General features: G+C 47.0%; 14 protein-coding genes, 1 tRNA gene, 1 pseudogene and 1 other annotated feature. Of the genes and pseudogenes, 2 read left to right on the forward strand and 14 right to left on the reverse strand.

The window, feature by feature from the left end; genetic code table 11:
• Window positions 1-86 precede the first annotated feature (86 nt).
• A complete protein-coding gene (locus tag ACUUJN_RS17435; protein WP_484668746.1) occupies window positions 87-626 on the reverse strand; it encodes a GNAT family N-acetyltransferase in 540 nt (179 codons plus the stop codon).
• A 751-nt stretch (window positions 627-1,377) separates the two neighbouring features.
• Here ACUUJN_RS17435 and ACUUJN_RS17440 point away from each other — a divergent pair.
• Window positions 1,378-1,578, forward strand: a pseudogene (locus tag ACUUJN_RS17440) (uridine kinase); the annotation flags it as partial.
• Between the two features lie 100 nt (window positions 1,579-1,678).
• Here the strand turns inward: ACUUJN_RS17440 and ACUUJN_RS17445 are convergent.
• From ACUUJN_RS17445 to lspA, 11 genes are all read right to left on the reverse strand, one after another.
• Window positions 1,679-1,752, reverse strand: a tRNA-Ile gene (locus ACUUJN_RS17445).
• Window positions 1,753-1,876: 124 nt separating this feature from the next.
• On the reverse strand, window positions 1,877-2,041 hold the full coding sequence (locus ACUUJN_RS17450; protein ID WP_014282411.1) for a hypothetical protein: 165 nt from the start codon (window positions 2,039-2,041) through the stop codon (window positions 1,877-1,879).
• 146 nt (window positions 2,042-2,187) lie between these two features.
• Window positions 2,188-2,829 carry an orotate phosphoribosyltransferase gene (gene pyrE / locus ACUUJN_RS17455; RefSeq protein WP_071558489.1) on the reverse strand — a complete coding sequence of 214 codons (642 nt, stop codon included), beginning with the start codon at window positions 2,827-2,829 and terminating at the stop codon, window positions 2,188-2,190.
• Window positions 2,826-3,620, reverse strand: a complete 795-nt coding sequence (pyrF, locus tag ACUUJN_RS17460) for an orotidine-5'-phosphate decarboxylase (RefSeq protein ID WP_484668747.1) — start codon at window positions 3,618-3,620, stop codon at window positions 2,826-2,828. Before pyrF ends, pyrE begins: the two co-directional genes overlap by 4 nt.
• A gap of 67 nt (window positions 3,621-3,687) precedes the next feature.
• On the reverse strand, window positions 3,688-6,903 hold the full coding sequence (gene carB / locus ACUUJN_RS17465) for a carbamoyl-phosphate synthase large subunit (RefSeq protein WP_076158547.1): 3,216 nt from the start codon (window positions 6,901-6,903) through the stop codon (window positions 3,688-3,690).
• A 1-nt stretch (window position 6,904) separates the two neighbouring features.
• Window positions 6,905-8,041: a glutamine-hydrolyzing carbamoyl-phosphate synthase small subunit gene (gene carA, locus ACUUJN_RS17470; protein ID WP_028540491.1), complete on the reverse strand. Its 1,137-nt coding sequence runs from the start codon at window positions 8,039-8,041 to the stop codon at window positions 6,905-6,907.
• A 61-nt stretch (window positions 8,042-8,102) separates the two neighbouring features.
• Window positions 8,103-9,425, reverse strand: a complete 1,323-nt coding sequence (locus tag ACUUJN_RS17475; RefSeq protein WP_028540490.1) for a dihydroorotase — start codon at window positions 9,423-9,425, stop codon at window positions 8,103-8,105.
• A 59-nt stretch (window positions 9,426-9,484) separates the two neighbouring features.
• Window positions 9,485-10,399: an aspartate carbamoyltransferase catalytic subunit gene (locus ACUUJN_RS17480; protein ID WP_023989427.1), complete on the reverse strand. Its 915-nt coding sequence runs from the start codon at window positions 10,397-10,399 to the stop codon at window positions 9,485-9,487.
• Window positions 10,396-10,962 (reverse strand): bifunctional pyr operon transcriptional regulator/uracil phosphoribosyltransferase PyrR, encoded by a 567-nt coding sequence (gene pyrR / locus ACUUJN_RS17485; protein WP_023989428.1) that lies wholly within the window; start codon window positions 10,960-10,962, stop codon window positions 10,396-10,398. Before pyrR ends, ACUUJN_RS17480 begins: the two co-directional genes overlap by 4 nt.
• Window positions 10,963-11,466: 504 nt before the next feature.
• On the reverse strand, window positions 11,467-12,438 hold the full coding sequence (locus ACUUJN_RS17490) for an RluA family pseudouridine synthase (RefSeq protein WP_484668748.1): 972 nt from the start codon (window positions 12,436-12,438) through the stop codon (window positions 11,467-11,469).
• A 1-nt stretch (window position 12,439) separates the two neighbouring features.
• Window positions 12,440-12,931 (reverse strand): signal peptidase II, encoded by a 492-nt coding sequence (gene lspA, locus ACUUJN_RS17495; protein WP_264454768.1) that lies wholly within the window; start codon window positions 12,929-12,931, stop codon window positions 12,440-12,442.
• Window positions 12,932-13,167: 236 nt separating this feature from the next.
• On the opposite strand from lspA, the gene ACUUJN_RS17500 reads away from it, so the two are divergent.
• Window positions 13,168-13,902 carry a TraR/DksA C4-type zinc finger protein gene (locus ACUUJN_RS17500; protein ID WP_484668749.1) on the forward strand — a complete coding sequence of 245 codons (735 nt, stop codon included), beginning with the start codon at window positions 13,168-13,170 and terminating at the stop codon, window positions 13,900-13,902.
• 22 nt (window positions 13,903-13,924) lie between these two features.
• Here the strand turns inward: ACUUJN_RS17500 and ACUUJN_RS17505 are convergent, their stop codons facing one another.
• On the reverse strand, window positions 13,925-14,317 hold the full coding sequence (locus ACUUJN_RS17505) for a DUF5665 domain-containing protein (RefSeq protein WP_484668750.1): 393 nt from the start codon (window positions 14,315-14,317) through the stop codon (window positions 13,925-13,927).
• Between the two features lie 140 nt (window positions 14,318-14,457).
• Window positions 14,458-17,547, reverse strand: a complete 3,090-nt coding sequence (gene ileS, locus ACUUJN_RS17510) for an isoleucine--tRNA ligase (protein WP_484668751.1) — start codon at window positions 17,545-17,547, stop codon at window positions 14,458-14,460.
• A gap of 78 nt (window positions 17,548-17,625) precedes the next feature.
• Window positions 17,626-17,906, reverse strand: a binding site (T-box leader).
• Window positions 17,907-17,999: the final 93 nt, after the last annotated feature.

Consider the following 17,999-nt stretch of genomic DNA (forward strand, 5'->3'; position numbering starts at 1 on the left):
AACCGACTCTTGTGAAGTTTTATTTAAATGCTCCTCAAATTGAGTGCCAAATGCTCGAACTTCCTCTTTTCTAAACTTTCGTGAGATCAATAAAGATACCCAAAAAAATCTAAGTCTCCCTCACTCCAATCCATCTTTCCTACTTCTTTAATCATTATTCCATCAATTTTCTCAAAGCCTATTCCATTTGTAATAATTTTTTCATTATCAATTTTTAACCATTTAATTTTGTTCTTTACAGGCTTATATCCATTTCTTAAATACAAGTTCATATTATCAGCAAATAAAAGTATAAAATCAATATTTCGTGTAACGGATAACTTTTCAATTTCTAAAAGCAGTGCTGAAGCTATTCCCTGTGATCGAACATTTTTTGAAACACACAAATCAATTAAACCCAGTACTCTTATGGTTTCTCCGTTTAGATTCATTATCCTATAATCTAATCCAACATGCCCTATAAGTTGATAATCATGGTTAAAAGCTAGAAGTCTAAAATGTGGAAGTTGCTTGAAATAAATTCTATCCGTAGGGTAGATTTCTGAAAAACTGTCGATTAATAATGCTTGTATACTGGCTGCTAACTCTTGACTTATGTCATGTTCAAAAACTTGATCTATTTTCAAAATACCACTCCCATCCTTTTACCTACTTTAGCACTCTTCTACATTTAAGTGTGACAACTGTACGTGAATTGCGAAAGAATACTTCCTACTTACTGAAGCGGGTGATTTTTTTCTTGTTAATTCTAAAGGGGCTGTTGTATTAATTAACACAAATATAATTAGTGATGAATTTTTTGAACAGCCTACTATTCAGATTTATCAAGTATCCAAAAAAGAAAAGCACATAGCATTAACGTTTGAATATGGACCATCAAATACACAGTTTTTGCTTATCAATATAAAAACGGTACATTATTTAATAAACTTTCTATTATGGGCGATCAGGGTGTACAAGTTGATATAAAGGGAACCGTTAAACAATATTGGAAAAAGTACAGACCTGAGGGAGGATGGAATTTAGCTATAGCGACGTATTCATGAAGTACTTCAAAGAATAAGTACCTCGGAGCAGGACAGCTGCCTTAGTTAAACATCTCTATTAAAATGCTCACGTTTAAAGTCATCTAAGGAAATACACTGGGACTCACACCAGCTTTCAGTCAGTGGAGTCCTCTTTTAGATCTAAAAGTAAAACTCACTAGTCCCTAATATTTTCTAAAGTAGCGCTTCCCATCTCCTGTAGGCATAATAACCTTCTGGTCCCTACCCCGTCATTCTACCCGAAATGTAGACCCTTCCGTCCACACAATATAGTCAAATCAGGCATCGAAAAGACGATATAACGATCGCAAAATGATTTCTGAAAGCTGTCCGTTATCAAAGGTATGACTGGGAAACTGATAAGTTATCGGAATGGCATACTGTTCCTGCTGGCGGCATTGTCATAATCGAAGGAGTATATTCCATCCGAAAGGAACTAGAAGACAAATATGACTTCAAAGTTTGGGTTGATTGTCCACGAAAAATTAGGCTTTCAAGAGGTCTTGAAAGAGACGGAGACTGTACTCGTGGGAAGGATTATAATCGCTCCCTCATAAAGGGGCTACTTCCTCCATTTTCTCACCCTCTATAAACGATAAAAAACCCTTGCTACGCAAGGGTTTTTTAGGAAATGGGCCCTGAGGGACTCGAACCCCCGACCAATCGGTTATGAGCCGACCGCTCTAACCAACTGAGCTAAGGGCCCTCAAAAAAATATGTATATTCACGTCACATATTCATAACAGCAACGTTAATTAATATACAACATTTTCTTGTGTTTCGTCAATAGCCTTTCGAAAATTTTCTTTTTAAAAATTTTTCTCGTGGACTTACGGAATAAATCGGACACCATAACGACCTTTGCGCGAGCGGTACACCTCCACTGCGCGGGGATCATTGTAGCCATACATCCAGCCGTCGTGCTCCAACCTTTTTGCCAGACATCCTGCCTGAAATTTAGTCGTGTACAGTCTGCCATAGTAAATCCAATACATCCGAACTCCCTCTTTTCACATGATGGTAGGAGTTAGTGTAACCGGATCGAATTCGATTTACACGGCCTGAGCCATAACAATCTACAATGGTTAGCACGAGTACGAATCGCTCTAATCATTAGCTCTGTTGGCCCCTATAGCTCATCTTATTTGCCAAAGGAAGTCGGATCCTGACGCCAGGAACGCAGCAGTTCCATCTCTTCTTCCTGAATAGTTCCTTCACGCAAGGCAACGTTCATCAGGGCTGTATAATTGGACAAGCTTTGCAGCTCCACACCTGCTTCTTCAAAGGCTTGAGTCGCTTTGTCTAGCTGGTAGCTGAAAATAGCTAGTACCGCTAACGGCTGAGCGCCTGCTTGTGCTACGGCCTGTGCTGCTTTAATGGAGCTGCCTCCTGTAGAAATGAGATCCTCGATGACCATAACCTTTTGTCCTGCGCCGATGCGGCCTTCAATTTGGTTCTCTTTCCCATGTCCTTTGGCTTTGTCCCTCACATAGGCCATTGGCAGATTTAGCTTTTGCGCCACCCAGGCCGCATGAGGAATCCCTGCTGTAGCTGTCCCTGCAATGACTTCGGTTTCGGGATATTGCTCACGAATGAGGGCAGCAAATGAGTCTGCGATCAGCTCGCGTACCTCCGGGTAGGACATGGTCAGACGATTGTCACAGTAGATTGGCGATTTAATGCCGGATGTCCATGTAAAAGGCTGTTGCGGGCGCAATGCCACCGCCTGAATACGTAACAGATGGGATGCGATTTGCTCGGGGATACTATTGAATGTGGTCATACTTGTATCATCTCCTCAATAATGTGTTCCGCTGCGGCACGTGGGTCTGCTGCTGCGGTGATAGGACGTCCAACAACAATGTAGCTGCTGCCTTGGGCAATGGCTTGCCTAGGTGTAAGCACACGCGACTGATCGCCTGCAGCACTACCTGCCGGGCGTATGCCAGGAGTTATCGTCTTAAAGTCTGATCCACATACAGCACGAATGGCAGGCACTTCCAAAGGTGAAGCTACCACACCATCCAGTCCCGCCTCACGGGTCAGTTGTGCGTAACGAACTACTGCATCCTGTACCGTACCAGGAATACCTAACTCCTTATTCATGGTCGTCTGATCCGTGCTGGTCAGCTGTGTGACTGCAATAATGAGCGGCATGGAAAGCGAACTGTCTGCGGAAATAGCTGCTTCTGCACCAGCTTTAGCGGCTGACATCATATTAACGCCTCCAGCAGCATGTACGTTGAACATATCCACACCTAGGCGGGTAATGCTCTCTGCCCCTCCCCGCACCGTGTTAGGGATATCATGCATTTTCAAATCCAGAAATACGGAGTATCCTCTGGACTTTAGCTGTTCTACAAAAGCTGGCCCTGCATTATAAAACAGTTGCATACCTACTTTTATATAACAGGGAATCCCCTCTAGCTGCCGAATTAACTGCTCAGCCTGTTGTGCATTGGGATAATCTAATGCAACCATCAGCCGTCCTGCCATCTGCTGAAATGCTCCATTCACCGTTCTACATCCCCTTTTCACGTCAATTCGGGTACATTTGCCCGTGATAAAGGACATCCGTCAGCCGAAGCTGATGAATGTCCTTCCCTGTGCTACTTATTTCCTCACATCTATTCGTAACGCATTAGTTGCTTAGGACCGGCATGGATTCGGATGTGAAATTGATCGTTTCCAGCATTCTTAGCAAAGCGCGTACTGTATCCAGTGAGGTCATGCAGACGATGCCATTCTCAACCGCTTCACGGCGGATACGGAATCCATCACGCTCTGGCGTTTTGCCTTTGGTCAGCGTATTGAAGACAAAGTTGGCTTCACCCGTACGGATCATATCCAGGATGTTCGGGTTACCTTCGCTCAGCTTGTTGATCGTGTTCACCGGAATATTGGCCTGCTTCATAGCAGCCGCCGTTCCACCTGTTGCAATAATTTTATAGCCCAGTCTGTAAAAGCCCTGCATCAACTCGACAGCTTCTTCTTTGTCCTTATCTGCCACTGTAATGATGATTGCTCCAGTGGATGGAATTTTCATGCCAGCCCCCACAAGTCCTTTGTACAGTGCTTTGGCATACTGAATATCGCGTCCCATGACTTCACCTGTCGATTTCATTTCTGGGCCCAGCGTCGGCTCTACACGGCGCAGTTTGGCAAAGGAGAATACCGGAACCTTAACCGAGACATAATTACTTTCAGGCCAAAGGCCTTCTGAATAACCTGCATCTTTAAGCTTACCGCCCAAAATAGCCTGTGTAGCCAGATTCGCCATCGGGATATTCGTTACTTTACTCAAGAAAGGAACCGTCCGGGAGGAGCGAGGATTAACCTCGATCACGTACACCTGGTCTTGATGAATGACAAACTGGATATTTACCAGACCGATCGTTTTTAATTCTTTGGCGATACTGATTGTAATTTCCACAATTTTTTGTTTCAGCTCGGCAGACAAGTGCTGTGGTGGATACACCGCGATCGAGTCACCTGAGTGAACCCCGGCCCGTTCTACATGCTCCATAATGCCTGGTACCAATACTGTCTCGCCGTCGCAGATGGCGTCGACCTCAACTTCTTTACCCAGCATATAACGGTCGATGAGCACCGGATGCTCTGGATTGATTTTAACCGCTTCTTCCATGTACCGCAGCAATTCCGTATCTGAGTACACGATTTCCATAGCGCGCCCACCCAGAACGTAGGATGGACGTACCAGGACCGGATAGCCTAGCGCCTGTGCGGTTCCTACTGCTTCATCTACCGATGTGACCGTGTTGCCTTTAGGCTGTGCGATAGCCAGACGAGACAAAAGTTGCTCGAACTTTTTCCGGTCTTCCGCTTCATCGATACTTTCCAGACTCGTACCCAAAATATTCACGCCTGCCGCACTCAGCGGAGCTGCGAGATTAATGGCCGTTTGACCACCGAACTGGACGATAACCCCAATCGGTTTTTCCTGCTCGATGACATTCATTACATCTTCGAAGAAGAGCGGTTCAAAGTAGAGGCGATCGGATGTGTTAAAGTCCGTAGATACCGTCTCCGGGTTGTTATTGATAATCACTGCTTCGTAGCCTGCTTTTTGAATAGCCCATACCGCATGTACGGTGGAGTAATCAAATTCAATCCCTTGCCCGATCCGAATCGGTCCGGAGCCGAGTACGATAACTTTCTCTTTGTTAGATGGAATAACTTCATTTTCCACCTCGTAAGAGGAGTAGTAGTACGGAGTTGTGGCTTCAAACTCGGCTGCGCACGTATCTACCATTTTGTAGACCGGACGCAGGTTTTGAGCTAGACGGAATTCACGTACCTCACGCTCGGTTGTCATACTGTCGTTTTGGCCCATACTGCGAATCTCGGCGATAGAGCGGTCGGTAAAACCTTTACGTTTGGCCTGATAGAGTGTTTCGTAGGTCAGCTCAGACTCTCCAGCGATGATGGCTTCGAACTTGACGATTCCCTCTACCTTATCGAGGAACCACCAGTCAATTTTCGTCAAATCTTGAATCTCCTGCTGCTGCCAGCCGCGACGGAACGCCTCGGCTACCAAGAACAAACGCTCATCATCTGCTTTAATCAGGCGATCCTTGAGCACGTCATCAGACAGCTGTTCGGCTCCCTTAAGATGCAGACGGTGTACACCGATTTCCAACGACCGTACCGCTTTATGGATGGACTCTTCGAATGTGCGTCCGATGGCCATGACTTCACCCGTTGCTTTCATTTGCGTGCCCAGCTTGCGGTTGGCAGAAATGAATTTGTCAAATGGCCAGCGTGGTATTTTGCTCACGATGTAATCCAGTGTTGGCTCAAAGCAAGCATACGTTTGTCCCGTTACCGGATTCACAATTTCATCCAACGTGTAGCCCAGTGCAATTTTGGCAGCCATTTTAGCAATCGGATATCCAGTTGCCTTGGAAGCCAGTGCCGAGGAGCGGCTTACGCGCGGATTTACTTCAATTACATAGTATTGATAGCTGTGCGGATCAAGCGCAAACTGTACATTGCAGCCGCCTTCGATATTGAGGGCGCGGATAATTTTCAGAGAAGCGGAGCGCAGCATCTGGTATTCGCGATCTGACAGCGTCTGACTCGGAGCTACGACGATACTGTCACCAGTATGCACGCCGACTGGATCAAAGTTCTCCATATTACAAACAACGATGCAGTTATCATTGCCGTCACGCATGACCTCATACTCGACTTCCTTCATACCTGCGATACTTTTTTCCACCAAACATTGTCCGATTGGACTGTATCTCAAGCCAGAGCTGACGGTTTCACGCAGTTCTTCTTCTGTAGAGCAGATACCACCGCCTGTTCCCCCTAGCGTATAAGCAGGGCGAACGATAATTGGATAACCGATTTCGTTAGCAAATTCTAACGATTCCTCTAAGGTTGTTACAATTACACTCTCTGGTACAGGCTGTTCCAACTCGCGCATCAAATCACGGAACAGATCACGATCTTCGGCTTGTTCTATCGAATTCAGTTGAGTTCCCAGCAGCTTGACGTTTTCACGCTCCAGCACTCCGGCGCGAGCCAGTTCCACTGCCATATTCAGACCTGTCTGTCCTCCCAGCGTAGGAAGCAGACCATCTGGACGCTCTTGACGGATAATCTGTGTTACAAAATCAAGTGTGATCGGCTCGATGTATACTTTGTCTGCCATGTTGGTGTCTGTCATGATGGTTGCCGGATTACTGTTGATCAGTACTACCTCGACGCCTTCTTCTTTGAGCGCTTGACAAGCTTGTGTACCAGCGTAATCAAATTCTGCTGCCTGACCAATGACGATCGGACCGGAACCGATCACAAGTATTTTTTTAAGTTCTGTATTTTTCGGCATATTAGCGCTCTCCTCTCACTGCGGCGGCGATAGCAGCCTGACGCGGTTGCTTTGGATGATTTCTTTTGTGCTCACGGATCATGTCCAGAAAACGGTCAAACAGGTAGCCATTGTCGTAAGGTCCTGGTGCAGCCTCTGGATGATATTGCACCGAAAACGCGGGATGCTTGGTATGTTTAAGACCTTCAATCGTTTTATCGTTGTTATTAATATGCGTCACTTCAAGCTCAGTTCCTTGGATCGAATCCTCATTTACCGTGTAGCCGTGATTTTGCGATGTGATAAAGCAGCGTCCGCTCTCCAGTTCTTTCACCGGATGGTTACCACCGCGATGTCCGAATTTCAGCTTTTCCGTATCCGCTCCCGAAGCTAAAGCGAACAACTGGTGTCCCAAGCAAATTCCGAAAATCGGATATTCCCCTAACAGTTCAGCTACCGTACGAACGGCATGGGGTACGTCTTTTGGATCTCCAGGGCCGTTAGACAGCTGGATACCGTCCGGGTCCAAGCGACGAATTTCCTCAGCCGTCGTATCATGTGGAACGACAACTACATCGCAGTCCCGTTTGTTCAGTTCGCGCAAAATGCCGCTTTTTGCACCGTAGTCAATCAATACGATCCGCTCTCCGTTGCCAGGACTGCTGTACGGATGAGGTGTGGAAGTCATAGGAACCTGATTACGCAATTCTTCAATGGTGAGGTCAGACATCATTTCTTTCAGTTCTTCCAGCGGCTGGGAACCAGTCGTCAAAATGCCCTTCATCGTGCCGTGATGGCGAATAATCCGGGTAAGCATGCGGGTGTCGATGTCGCTAATGCCAATGATGCCATATTCCTTCAGCAAATCGCCCACGCTGTATTGAGCACGCCAGTTGCTTGGCGCCGGCTCGTAATGTCGAACAGCAAAGCCGTGGACATAAGGCCGTACCGATTCAAAGTCATCCCGAGTAATTCCGTAATTGCCAATCAGCGGGTAAGTCATCGTTACGATTTGTCCGCAGTAAGAGGGATCAGTCAGCACCTCTTGATAGCCTGTAATCCCTGTGTTGAAAACGACCTCGCCTGTTTTATCACCTTCCGCACCAAATGATGTGCCTGTAAACAGCGTGCCGTCCTGAAGTAACAATCTTGCCTGCATCCCGTCTCACTCCTCTATATTGTTTCCTGCTATTAGGTTCTATTTATTTAGTGATTTCTATTTATTTTGCTTCGTCAGCAGACCATACCAGTTTGCCATCTACCCAAGTTTTCACAGGCCAGCCTTTGAGCTTCCAGCCTGTAAAAGGAGTGTTGCGTCCTTTGCTGGCAAACGTTTGCGGATCAACTGCCTGCTCCTGCTCCAGATCAATCATGGTCAGGTCAGCTGGAGCCCCTTCTTCCAGGCGTCCCGTATCAAGGCGGAAGACACGCGCTGGATCAGCAGTCATACGACGCACTAGAAAGTCCAGCGTCCACTGTCCGGTAGCTACGAATTTTGTGTACAACAGCGGGAAGGCCGTCTCGAATCCAACGATTCCAAATGGCGCCAGCTCCATACCTCTTGCCTTCTCTTCCTCACTGTGCGCTGCATGGTCGGTTACGACGATGTCAATCGTACCGTCTTCCAGTCCCTCGATGCATGCCTGCACATCACGTGGGGAGCGGAGCGGAGGATTCATTTTCCAGTTCGCATCCAGCCCAGGGATGTCCTCATCTGACAATACCAAGTGGTGTGGGCATACCTCAGCCGTTACCTTGATGCCAAAAGATTTCGCGTGGCGGATTAACCGCACTGACTGCTCAGTGCTGACATGGCATACATGATAGTGTGCCCCGGTTGCCTCGGATAACAAAATGTCTCGTCCGACATGAATGGCTTCGGATTCGTTCGGAATGCCTTTAAGTCCGTGGCGCTTGGCAAATTCGCCGTCCGTCACTGCCGCTCCTTCAACAAGCGTGTTATCTTCACAGTGTGCAATAACCGGCATATCCAGTGCCTTGGCCCGCGCCATGGCGTCCTTCATCATTTGCGCGCTTTGCACCCCGACACCATCGTCAGTAAAGCCGATTGCACCCGCTGCTTTGAGCGCTTCAAAATCTGTCAGCTCACGCCCCAGTTCGTTTTTCGTAATGGCTGCGTAAGGAAGAACCTTGGCAAGCCCGGCTTCCTGTCCCTTTTTCAATACCAGCTGGACTGTGTCCACATTGTCAGTCACTGGACGTGTGTTTGGCATGCAGGCAATCGTCGTAAATCCGCCTTTCACCGCCGCACGGCTGCCTGTTTCAATCGTTTCTTTATATTCAAAGCCAGGTTCTCTCAGATGCACATGCATGTCGATTAAACCGGGAATGACCAGTTTTCCCTGGGCGTCGATTTTTTCAACTTCGCGCTCCTGCTCAGATGCCCCTTCTTCTATAAGTAGGCTGACTCCAGCATCTGCATTTGCGATAGCCAAAATTTTTCCGTCGGCGATTAGGATGGATTTCAATTCAGCCTCGCCCTGCTCGTTCAATACGCTTGCATTCATTATTAATTGTTTCATCTGAAATATTCCTCCGCTCAGTTTTCTGCAACTTTTTCCTACGATTCTACTGACAGCTTCTACAGCTTCATTGCCCGTTCCATAACCGCCATGCGGATCGGAACCCCGTTTGCCATTTGCGGAAAAATTCGCGATTGTTCGCTTTCCACAACTGCACTATCAATTTCCACATTCCGATTCACTGGAGCTGGATGCATGATAATCGTTCCGGGCTTCAGGTTCGCTGCTCTTTTTTCTGTCAAACCGTACTGCTCTCGGTACTCATCCGCTGAGCGCAACATCCCTTCAGCATGCCGTTCCAGCTGTACCCGAAGCATCATGACCACGTCCGCCTGTAGTGCCTCTTGCATCGGAACATAAGGCGCGTACGCCGCAAGATCAGGTGCTTGCATATTATCAGGAGCGCAGAAGCTAACCTTGGCTCCGAATTTTTGCAAGGCCCACAGATTCGAGCGAGCGACACGGCTGTGCAGAATGTCTCCTATGATGGATACTCTCAAGCCTTTAAGTTCACCGAAAGTTTTGCGCATGGTGTACAGGTCCAGCAGAGCCTGCGTTGGATGCTCATTGTTGCCGTCCCCCGCATTAACCAGTGGGACACTGACCTTCTCGGCGAGCTCTTGCAGCACACCGGCTGGCTTTAACCGAATGACTCCTGCATCAATGCCCATGGATTCGAGCGTACGTACTGTATCGTAAATGGACTCCCCTTTTTCCACACTGGAAGCCGCAGCGGAAAAGTTCAAAACCTGAGCGCCCAGCCGCTTCTCTGCCATTTCAAAAGAAAAGCGGGTGCGAGTGCTGTTTTCAAAAAACATGTTGGCCGCAAAGCGTGATTGCAGTACTGGAACCAGTTTTTCTGGTTGAGACTCCCAATAATGAGCGCGATCCAGAATGGACTCGATTTCATTTCGGCTAAGTTCCTTTAACCCGAGCAGGCTACGTTCTTTAAGTTGACTGGCTGTTGTGATCATAGCTGTTCCCCCCGGTTCTGAATGATTGTCACTTCGTCCTTACCGTCCGTCTCTTGAAGGGCTACTACGATTTCCTCAGATTTGGAGGTCGGGATGTTCTTGCCGATGTAATCCGGACGAATCGGAAGCTCACGGTGTCCGCGATCCGCTAGCACTGCCAGCTGAATCATTTGCGGTCGTCCGCAGTGCATCAATGCATCCATCGCCGCGCGGATGGTGCGGCCTGTATACAGCACATCGTCAAAGAGAATGACTTTCTTATCATGAACCGATACGTCAGCAGGATTCATCAAAAGCTCTTTTCCATTTCCTTTAGCTTCGGCTACGCTGCTCCGGTCATCCCGGTAGGCTGTAACATCCAGCTCTCCCCATGGAATTGGTGCGCCTTCAATCTCAGCAATTTTTTCAGCCAGACGTTGCGCCAAATGAACTCCGCGTGTTCGAATACCTACTAGCACACAATCGTCAATACCTTTGTTTTTCTCCAAAATTTCATGTGCAATCCGTGTCAATGCCCGACGAATCGCAATTTCATCCATCAGTACATGTGTTTCATGACTCATGCTTCCAGCCTCCTCAGGTGATGTTCCCTTCAGACCTGGTCCCGTGTTCGGATACAAAAAAGACTCCTTGCCCAAGTTTGGCAAGGAGTCTCGTGTGAACAGTCTTCTACTGTTCTCCGATCTCTCGGACACACTGAAGACATACCGCCGCAGCGGATGCACTGATCAGTGATCCATTCACGTTACCTTGCCAGCCTCACGGGACTGATTTAAAGGTGCTATTCAGGATTTCCTTTGTCCTGCTTCTCATAGTGTGAGATGGTTAGCCATCTCTTGGACAAAGTTCATCGCAACTACAAGAAGTATGACAGATTGAAAATCGTGTGTCAACACCCGTTCAACCGGAACCACCGGAAGCACTCTAATAATTATACAACTTCATTGTATAATTATCCATAGTTGTTTTTACCCATACCTTATCCCACAATAAAAAAACCGCCATTTAGGCGGTTTAACTTAATAATTTATTCAGGTTTGTGAATAGGAATGCAAATTGTCATTGTTTTAGCGACTACGCAAGGATGCTAACACATCCTCCATATCAGGAGGGATCGGTCTGTTGAATTCCATGTACTCTCCAGTGGATGGATGCTTAAAACCCAGTACCGCCGCATGCAGCGCCTGACCATCCATACGAACCCCTTTACTACGTCCATACATAGGGTCGCCAACCAATGGGTGTCCAATAAATTTCATGTGAACACGAATTTGGTGTGTGCGTCCTGTTTCCAATTGAAGTTCAAGCAGGGTATAATCCCCCAAACGTTCAATGACGAGAAAATGGGTGACTGCATGCTTGCTGTTACGTTCCGTCACTGTGAACAATTTGCGATCACCCGAATCGCGGCCAATCGGAGCATCTACCGTTCCCTGATCGTGGCTCAAATGACCGTGAACTAAGGCTATATATTTTCGAGTCACACTATGATCCTTAAGCTGTGCTGCAAGTGATGCGTGAGCCTGATCATTTTTAGCCGCCATTAGCAGTCCTGATGTATCCTTATCAATACGGTGAACAATACCAGGACGTAATTCCCCGTTGATGCCGGAAAGATCGTGGCAGTGGTACATCAGTGCGTTAACCAATGTTCCCGAAGAGTGTCCCGGTGCAGGATGCACGACCAGACCACGTTGCTTGTTAATAACAATAACGTCCGAATCCTCGTAAACGACATCCAACGGAATATTTTCCGGTACAATATCTACACTTTCTGGCTCCGGTACCGATAATACAATACGATCTCCTTCAGCCAGCTTGTAGTTCGCCTTGATCGCCGTACCGTTCACCAACACCCGACCATTTCCGATCCACAGCTGTATCTGAGAACGAGACACTTCCTTCATTTCTTCGGCGATATATTTGTCTATACGTGTTTTGGCATCCACGGCATCCGCTGTCCATTCCAGAGACTCACTCTCCAGTTCGTCCTCATAAGACAGACCTGCGGCTTCGCCGTTTTCATTCACTTCGCTCATGCTATGACTTCCCTTCAATGCTATCATTGCCACTTCCCTTTTCCCGACGCGATTCCAGCAATGTATCCAAAATAATCAGTGCTACACCGATGACAATCGCCGAATCTGCCACATTAAAAATGGGGAACGTATAGCTTCCAAAATTAAATTGTGCAAAATCAACTACTTCCCCTGAAATAGCTCGATCCAAAAAGTTACCGACTGCTCCCCCCAGCACCAAACTTAGCGCAACAGGAAGTAGCTTTTGTCCAGCCTTGACTGTTTTTCGCAGGTACCAGACGATACCGATCACCACTACAATTGTAATCACGATAAAAAGCCAACGTTGACCTTCCAAAATCCCAAAAGCTGCTCCACGATTACGATGGGAGGTGATTAAAAAGAAATTGCCGATGACTGGTATTTGCTCGTACAATTCCATCCGCGTAGCCACCAAATATTTTACTCCCTGATCAATCAAAAAAATAATTAGCGCAATACCAAAATAAATCACAGTCCTTCGTCACTCCGATCCGCTTATATCCGTTGTTGAACCCATTTATTGTAGCATAAGCGTTCTCAGATCGTCCACGAAACCCGCAAGCTATCAAGCACAGATCATCCATAAAATGAACTCCTTCGCATTTGATTAGAATTTCCTATGTAAAAGAGGTCTTCCCGGTGCAAACTACAAGAAGCATACTCGACACAACGCATGCGCATGTAAACCTAGAACAAGGAGAGGATTTCATGTCCCCATTGACGGAGCAACAATTGCAGGGCTTGCGTAACGAACTGCTGGAACGCAAAAAAGAAATTGAGCATCGTTTGCAAGACAACGACCATTACGGACTCGGCGATTCCCAACGCGATCAAACCGGCGAGCTTTCTCCTATTGATAACCATCCAGGAGACCTGGCTACCGAAACCTACGAGCGAGCCAAGGATATTTCCTTACTGGAACACGACGAATTCCAATTAGAACGCATCGAATCAGCTCTGATGGCCATGGAAAAGGGGACGTATGGCATTTGTGCCACCAGCGGTAAACCCATTCCCTATGAGCGCCTGCTGGCTGTTCCCTATACCATTTACTGCAAAGAGTACAGTCCCGAAACAGAAGTGTCTAACCGCCGCCCAGTGGAGGAAGAATTTCTCGCTCCCTCGTTCGGCAGAACGAGTCTGGATGAGCGGGATGATCAAAACGGCTTCGACGGTGAAGATGCTTGGCAGATCGTCGAAAATTGGGGTACCTCTAACACACCAGCCATGGCCGAAAGTGGAGAAATCCACAGTTATGATGATATGGAAATTGAAGCAGGCGACGATAATATGGGCTTCGTAGAACCATACGAAAGCTTTGTTGCTACTGACATTTATGGACAAAATGTTTCCGTTATTCGTAGTTCCATTTATCAGCGTTATATCGAAGATGGCGAGGGCGAAGGTCTACTGGAGCCGGATACGCACGAAGACGAATCGTGAACATCAAAGTGGAGATCGTTGCCTAATAGGTAGTAAGCTCCAATTGTCGTTGTACAATCCGTACAATATCAGCGATATAATCACCGATAATCGGCAAATTCAACGCTCCGAGCACTTGCAGCACATAAATAATGGTAGCGGCAAAAAAAGTAAAACCTAGCGCGATGCCGATTCCCCTGGAAACGCCTGATATTAGATTTAGCCAAAGTAATCGCCAAGGCTTGTTCAGCAGCAAAGCATAATCTGCAATACGTGTCCGTTCCATCTGCTCTGACACAGCACGTATCAGCTTTTCAACACGACTTAAATGCTCTGCCTGATTACCTGTTTTGCTTTTATCTGCGGCTACGGCTGCTCCTTCTCCGTTCATCTCTCGGAGACTTCTCCCCTGTCTACGCCTTGATCGTGCCGTCATATGCACAATCCCCCTTTTCCCATGGCTGCCCTGAACGCAGCAAACGAGCCGAAGCACGTAACGGAGAAAAACCGTTTCCGATGCTTAGGCTCGTTTTTATATGCTGCCTGTTATTGTATTATGGGACAGGGGGCTTGTAATTATTCTCCAATATGAACGCCGATGGTTTTACCGTTCACATCCACATGTTCTGCCGGTTCGGCTTGACCAAATGTCACAGTAGTAACCAATACGTTCTCACGCAACACAGAATCGAAGCTTTCGATGGCCTGACGCAGCTCGTTATCTACATCCAACGTCAACGCCACATACTTTTCAATCGGCAGATCCAGTTTTTTACGATAATCCTGTACCGCACGAACCACTTCACGTACCCAACCCTCTTGCTCCAGCTCTGGCGTAATGTCTGTGTTCAACGCTACCGTTAAGCCATAACCGGAAGCAGAAGCGAAGCCTTCTTTCGCTTTTTTCTCCACCAGCAGTTCTTCGGCCGTAACTTGCAGCTCTTCACCTTCTGGAGAAGCGACGTTTAACACTCCTTTTTCTACAACAGAACGGGTATCCTCAGCAGACATTCCTTTGAAAAAGTTTTGTAGGAAACCGACATTTTTGCCGTATTTCTTGCCTGCTACTTTCAAATTCAGTTTCAGTGTAAAATCTACAAAGCCGCTATCGTCCGTCTCAACATGAATATGCTTCACGTTAATTTCATCTTTGATGATTTCCTCATAGCCACTCAGTTCAAAATCCTGATCCATGGACAGAATCAACTCGGACAACGGTTGACGCGTTTTCAAACCCGTTTCGTTGCGGACGTTACGCGCCAATTCGACGACACGACGTGCCGTTTCCATGTCTCGTTCCAGTTCCAGATCGATCAAGGACTCATTGGCAGTCGGATAATCATCCAAATGAACACTTTCCCCGTTGCTCAGATTGAGGTAAATATCCTCTGCAAGCAGTGGTGTAAACGGCGCAAGTAGTTTGGCAGTCGTTAACAGCACCTCAGTCAGTGTACGGTATGCATCCAGCTTATCTTCTGTAAGACCATTGCCCCAGAATCGGTCGCGTGAACGACGGATATACCAGTTGCTCAGCTCATCCACAAACGATTCAATTGCTTTAGATGAGTTCAGGAAGTCATTTACAGCCAGCGCTTTGTCCACTACCAAAATGAGGCTATTCAGACGGGACAAAATCCAACGATCCAACTTATGGGCCGATGGTTTGAACGGATGCTGTGCCGGATCAAATCCGTCGATATCCGCATACAAGGTCAGAAAAGCGTGTGTATTGACAAGCGTATCGACCAGCTTCGATTTAGCCTCGCCTACAATGCCTTTGGAAAAACGTTTGCTATTCCATGGTGCACTATCGGACAGCAGTGCCCAGCGGAAAGCATCTGTACCGTACTCGTCAATCACTTCCCACGGATCAATAACATTACCCTTGGATTTGGACATTTTCTGCCCCTGCTCATCCAGTACATGGCCTGTCGCCATTACAGCTTTATAAGGAGCTTTGCCAGTCAGCATAGTCGAAACCGCAAGCAAGCTATAGAACCAGCCACGAGTCTGGTCAATCCCTTCACAGATCATATCTGCAGGAAATTGCTGCTCGAAGGTTTCATTATTTTCAAAAGGATAATGATGCTGTGCAAACGGCATAGAGCCACTATCGAACCATACGTCGATTACTTCCGGTGTACGAGTCATCTCGTATTTACCGCATTGGCTACGAACCTTAATATCATCTACATATGGTTTGTGCAGCTCGATGTCCGCTGGTACAACGCCAATCGCACGTTCCCTCAATTCAGCAATACTATGTGGAGCGAACTGTTCTCCAGTTTCTTCACAAACCCAGATGTTTAGCGGTGTACCCCAATAGCGATCGCGACTGATGTTCCAATCCACCAGTTCCTCCAAAAACTTGCCAAAACGTCCTTCACGTATATGCCCCGGGTACCATTCGACTTCGCTGTTGTTGGCAATCAGTTGATCCTTGATCGCAGTTGTTTTGATAAACCAGCTGTCCATAGCATAGTACAATAATGGAGTATCGCAGCGCCAGCAGAACGGATAGCTATGCTCGTATTTTTCCTTGCTGTACAGCAAGCCTTTTTCGGACAGCATTTTAACAATATCTACATCACAGTCTTTTACAAAACGGCCTGCAAAATCAGTGATTTCCTCTACATAGTTACCTTGAAGATCCACCACGTTGATGAACTCAACACCATTTTCACGACATACCCGGTAATCATCCTCACCATGCGCTGGAGCCATATGAACGATACCTGTACCGCTGGAGTCTGTTACGAACTTCGCACCCAGAATCTGATTACCCTTCTCAACCTGAAAATACGTAAATGGCGGGGTATACGTTTGGCCAACCAGTTCTGAACCGGATAGTGTGCCAATCACTTCATGATCGCCTTTAATTACGTCCTCAACCAGATTTTTAGCAACGATGTATACACCGTCTTCCTGCTTCACACGTGCATATTCCAGTTCAGGGTTGACGGCGAGCGCCACGTGACTCGGCAAGGTCCAAGGTGTTGTGGTCCAAGCCAGTACATATTCACCACTGCTATGCAACTTGAATTTGGCAGTGGCACTCAGATCCTTCACATCTTTGTAGCCCTGCGCTACTTCATGAGAACTTAGCGTCGTCTGACAATCCGGGCAATACGGACTCACACGATGACCACGATACAGCAGATCTTTTTCATGAATTGTCGCCAAAATGTTCCATACGCTCTCGATATAGTTATTATCCAATGTAATGTACGGGTTATCGAGGTCTGTCCAGTATCCGATCGCTTCGGTTAGATCACGCCATTGTTGCTCATACTCAAACACACTTGCCTTACATTTTTTAATAAACTTTTCAACGCCATATTCTTCAATTTCAGGTTTGTGGGAGATTCCCAGTTGCTTTTGTACACCCAATTCTACCGGCAAGCCATGCGTGTCCCAGCCTGCCTTACGTACGACGCGGTACCCCTTCATTGTCTGATAGCGGCCTACAAAATCCTTAATTACACGGCCCAGCATGTGACCGATATGCGGTTTACCGTTAGCTGTTGGTGGGCCCTCATAAAATACAAAATTTGGCTTTCCTTCACGATTTGTGATGGATTTACGGAATGTGTCCTCTTCTTTCCATTTGCTCAGGATGCGCAGGTCACGGGACCGTGCTTTTTCTTTAACATCCACTCTGTTCATACTTCATACTCCCTCTCTGCTCATCATTGATTTCCCTAGCATTTCCTAAAAAAAGCAACAAAAAAAGCCCCATCCCTGTAAAGGGACGAGACTGTGCTCGCGTTACCACCCTGATTCCGTAAAAACAGACCATTCTAAAATACAGTCTCATCACGGCTCTCTGAGCCCCACTCAACTACAGCAGGGCGCCATTATAACGCATGGCAAACGGTGATTGCTTACACACGCCATAAATCTTAAGCGCTTCAGCTCACTTCTCCGGGAGGATCTTCGGTCATGTTCTGAACGTTGGCTTGCACCGGAAGGCCAACTCTCTGAGGGACAAATCATGACGTACTCATTCCCATCAACGAATTAAACATGTTAAATTCATCGAATATTAAATCAGCAACATCGTTGCCTTGAATAACAACCATCAGCCGACGGACGGATAATCATTGAATTCAGTATAG

Source organism: Paenibacillus sp. LRG-1 (genome assembly GCF_057220305.1).

Bases quoted from the DNA above. Each gene is read 5' to 3' on its own strand.
- ACUUJN_RS17450 (WP_014282411.1), bottom strand. From the start codon at position 2,041: ATGTATTGGATTTACTATGGCAGACTGTACACGACTAAATTTCAGGCA.
- pyrF (WP_484668747.1), bottom strand. From the start codon at position 3,620: ATGTCCTTTATCACGGGCAAATGTACCCGAATTGACGTGAAAAGGGGA.
- ACUUJN_RS17480 (WP_023989427.1), bottom strand. From the start codon at position 10,399: ATGATCACAACAGCCAGTCAACTTAAAGAACGTAGCCTGCTCGGGTTA.
- ACUUJN_RS17500 (WP_484668749.1), top strand. From the start codon at position 13,168: ATGTCCCCATTGACGGAGCAACAATTGCAGGGCTTGCGTAACGAACTG.
- pyrE (WP_071558489.1), bottom strand. From the start codon at position 2,829: ATGACCACATTCAATAGTATCCCCGAGCAAATCGCATCCCATCTGTTA.
- ileS (WP_484668751.1), bottom strand. From the start codon at position 17,547: ATGAACAGAGTGGATGTTAAAGAAAAAGCACGGTCCCGTGACCTGCGC.
- ACUUJN_RS17490 (WP_484668748.1), bottom strand. From the start codon at position 12,438: ATGAGCGAAGTGAATGAAAACGGCGAAGCCGCAGGTCTGTCTTATGAG.
- pyrR (WP_023989428.1), bottom strand. From the start codon at position 10,962: ATGAGTCATGAAACACATGTACTGATGGATGAAATTGCGATTCGTCGG.
- carA (WP_028540491.1), bottom strand. From the start codon at position 8,041: ATGCAGGCAAGATTGTTACTTCAGGACGGCACGCTGTTTACAGGCACA.
- carB (WP_076158547.1), bottom strand. From the start codon at position 6,903: ATGCCGAAAAATACAGAACTTAAAAAAATACTTGTGATCGGTTCCGGT.
- ACUUJN_RS17475 (WP_028540490.1), bottom strand. From the start codon at position 9,425: ATGAAACAATTAATAATGAATGCAAGCGTATTGAACGAGCAGGGCGAG.
- ACUUJN_RS17505 (WP_484668750.1), bottom strand. From the start codon at position 14,317: ATGACGGCACGATCAAGGCGTAGACAGGGGAGAAGTCTCCGAGAGATG.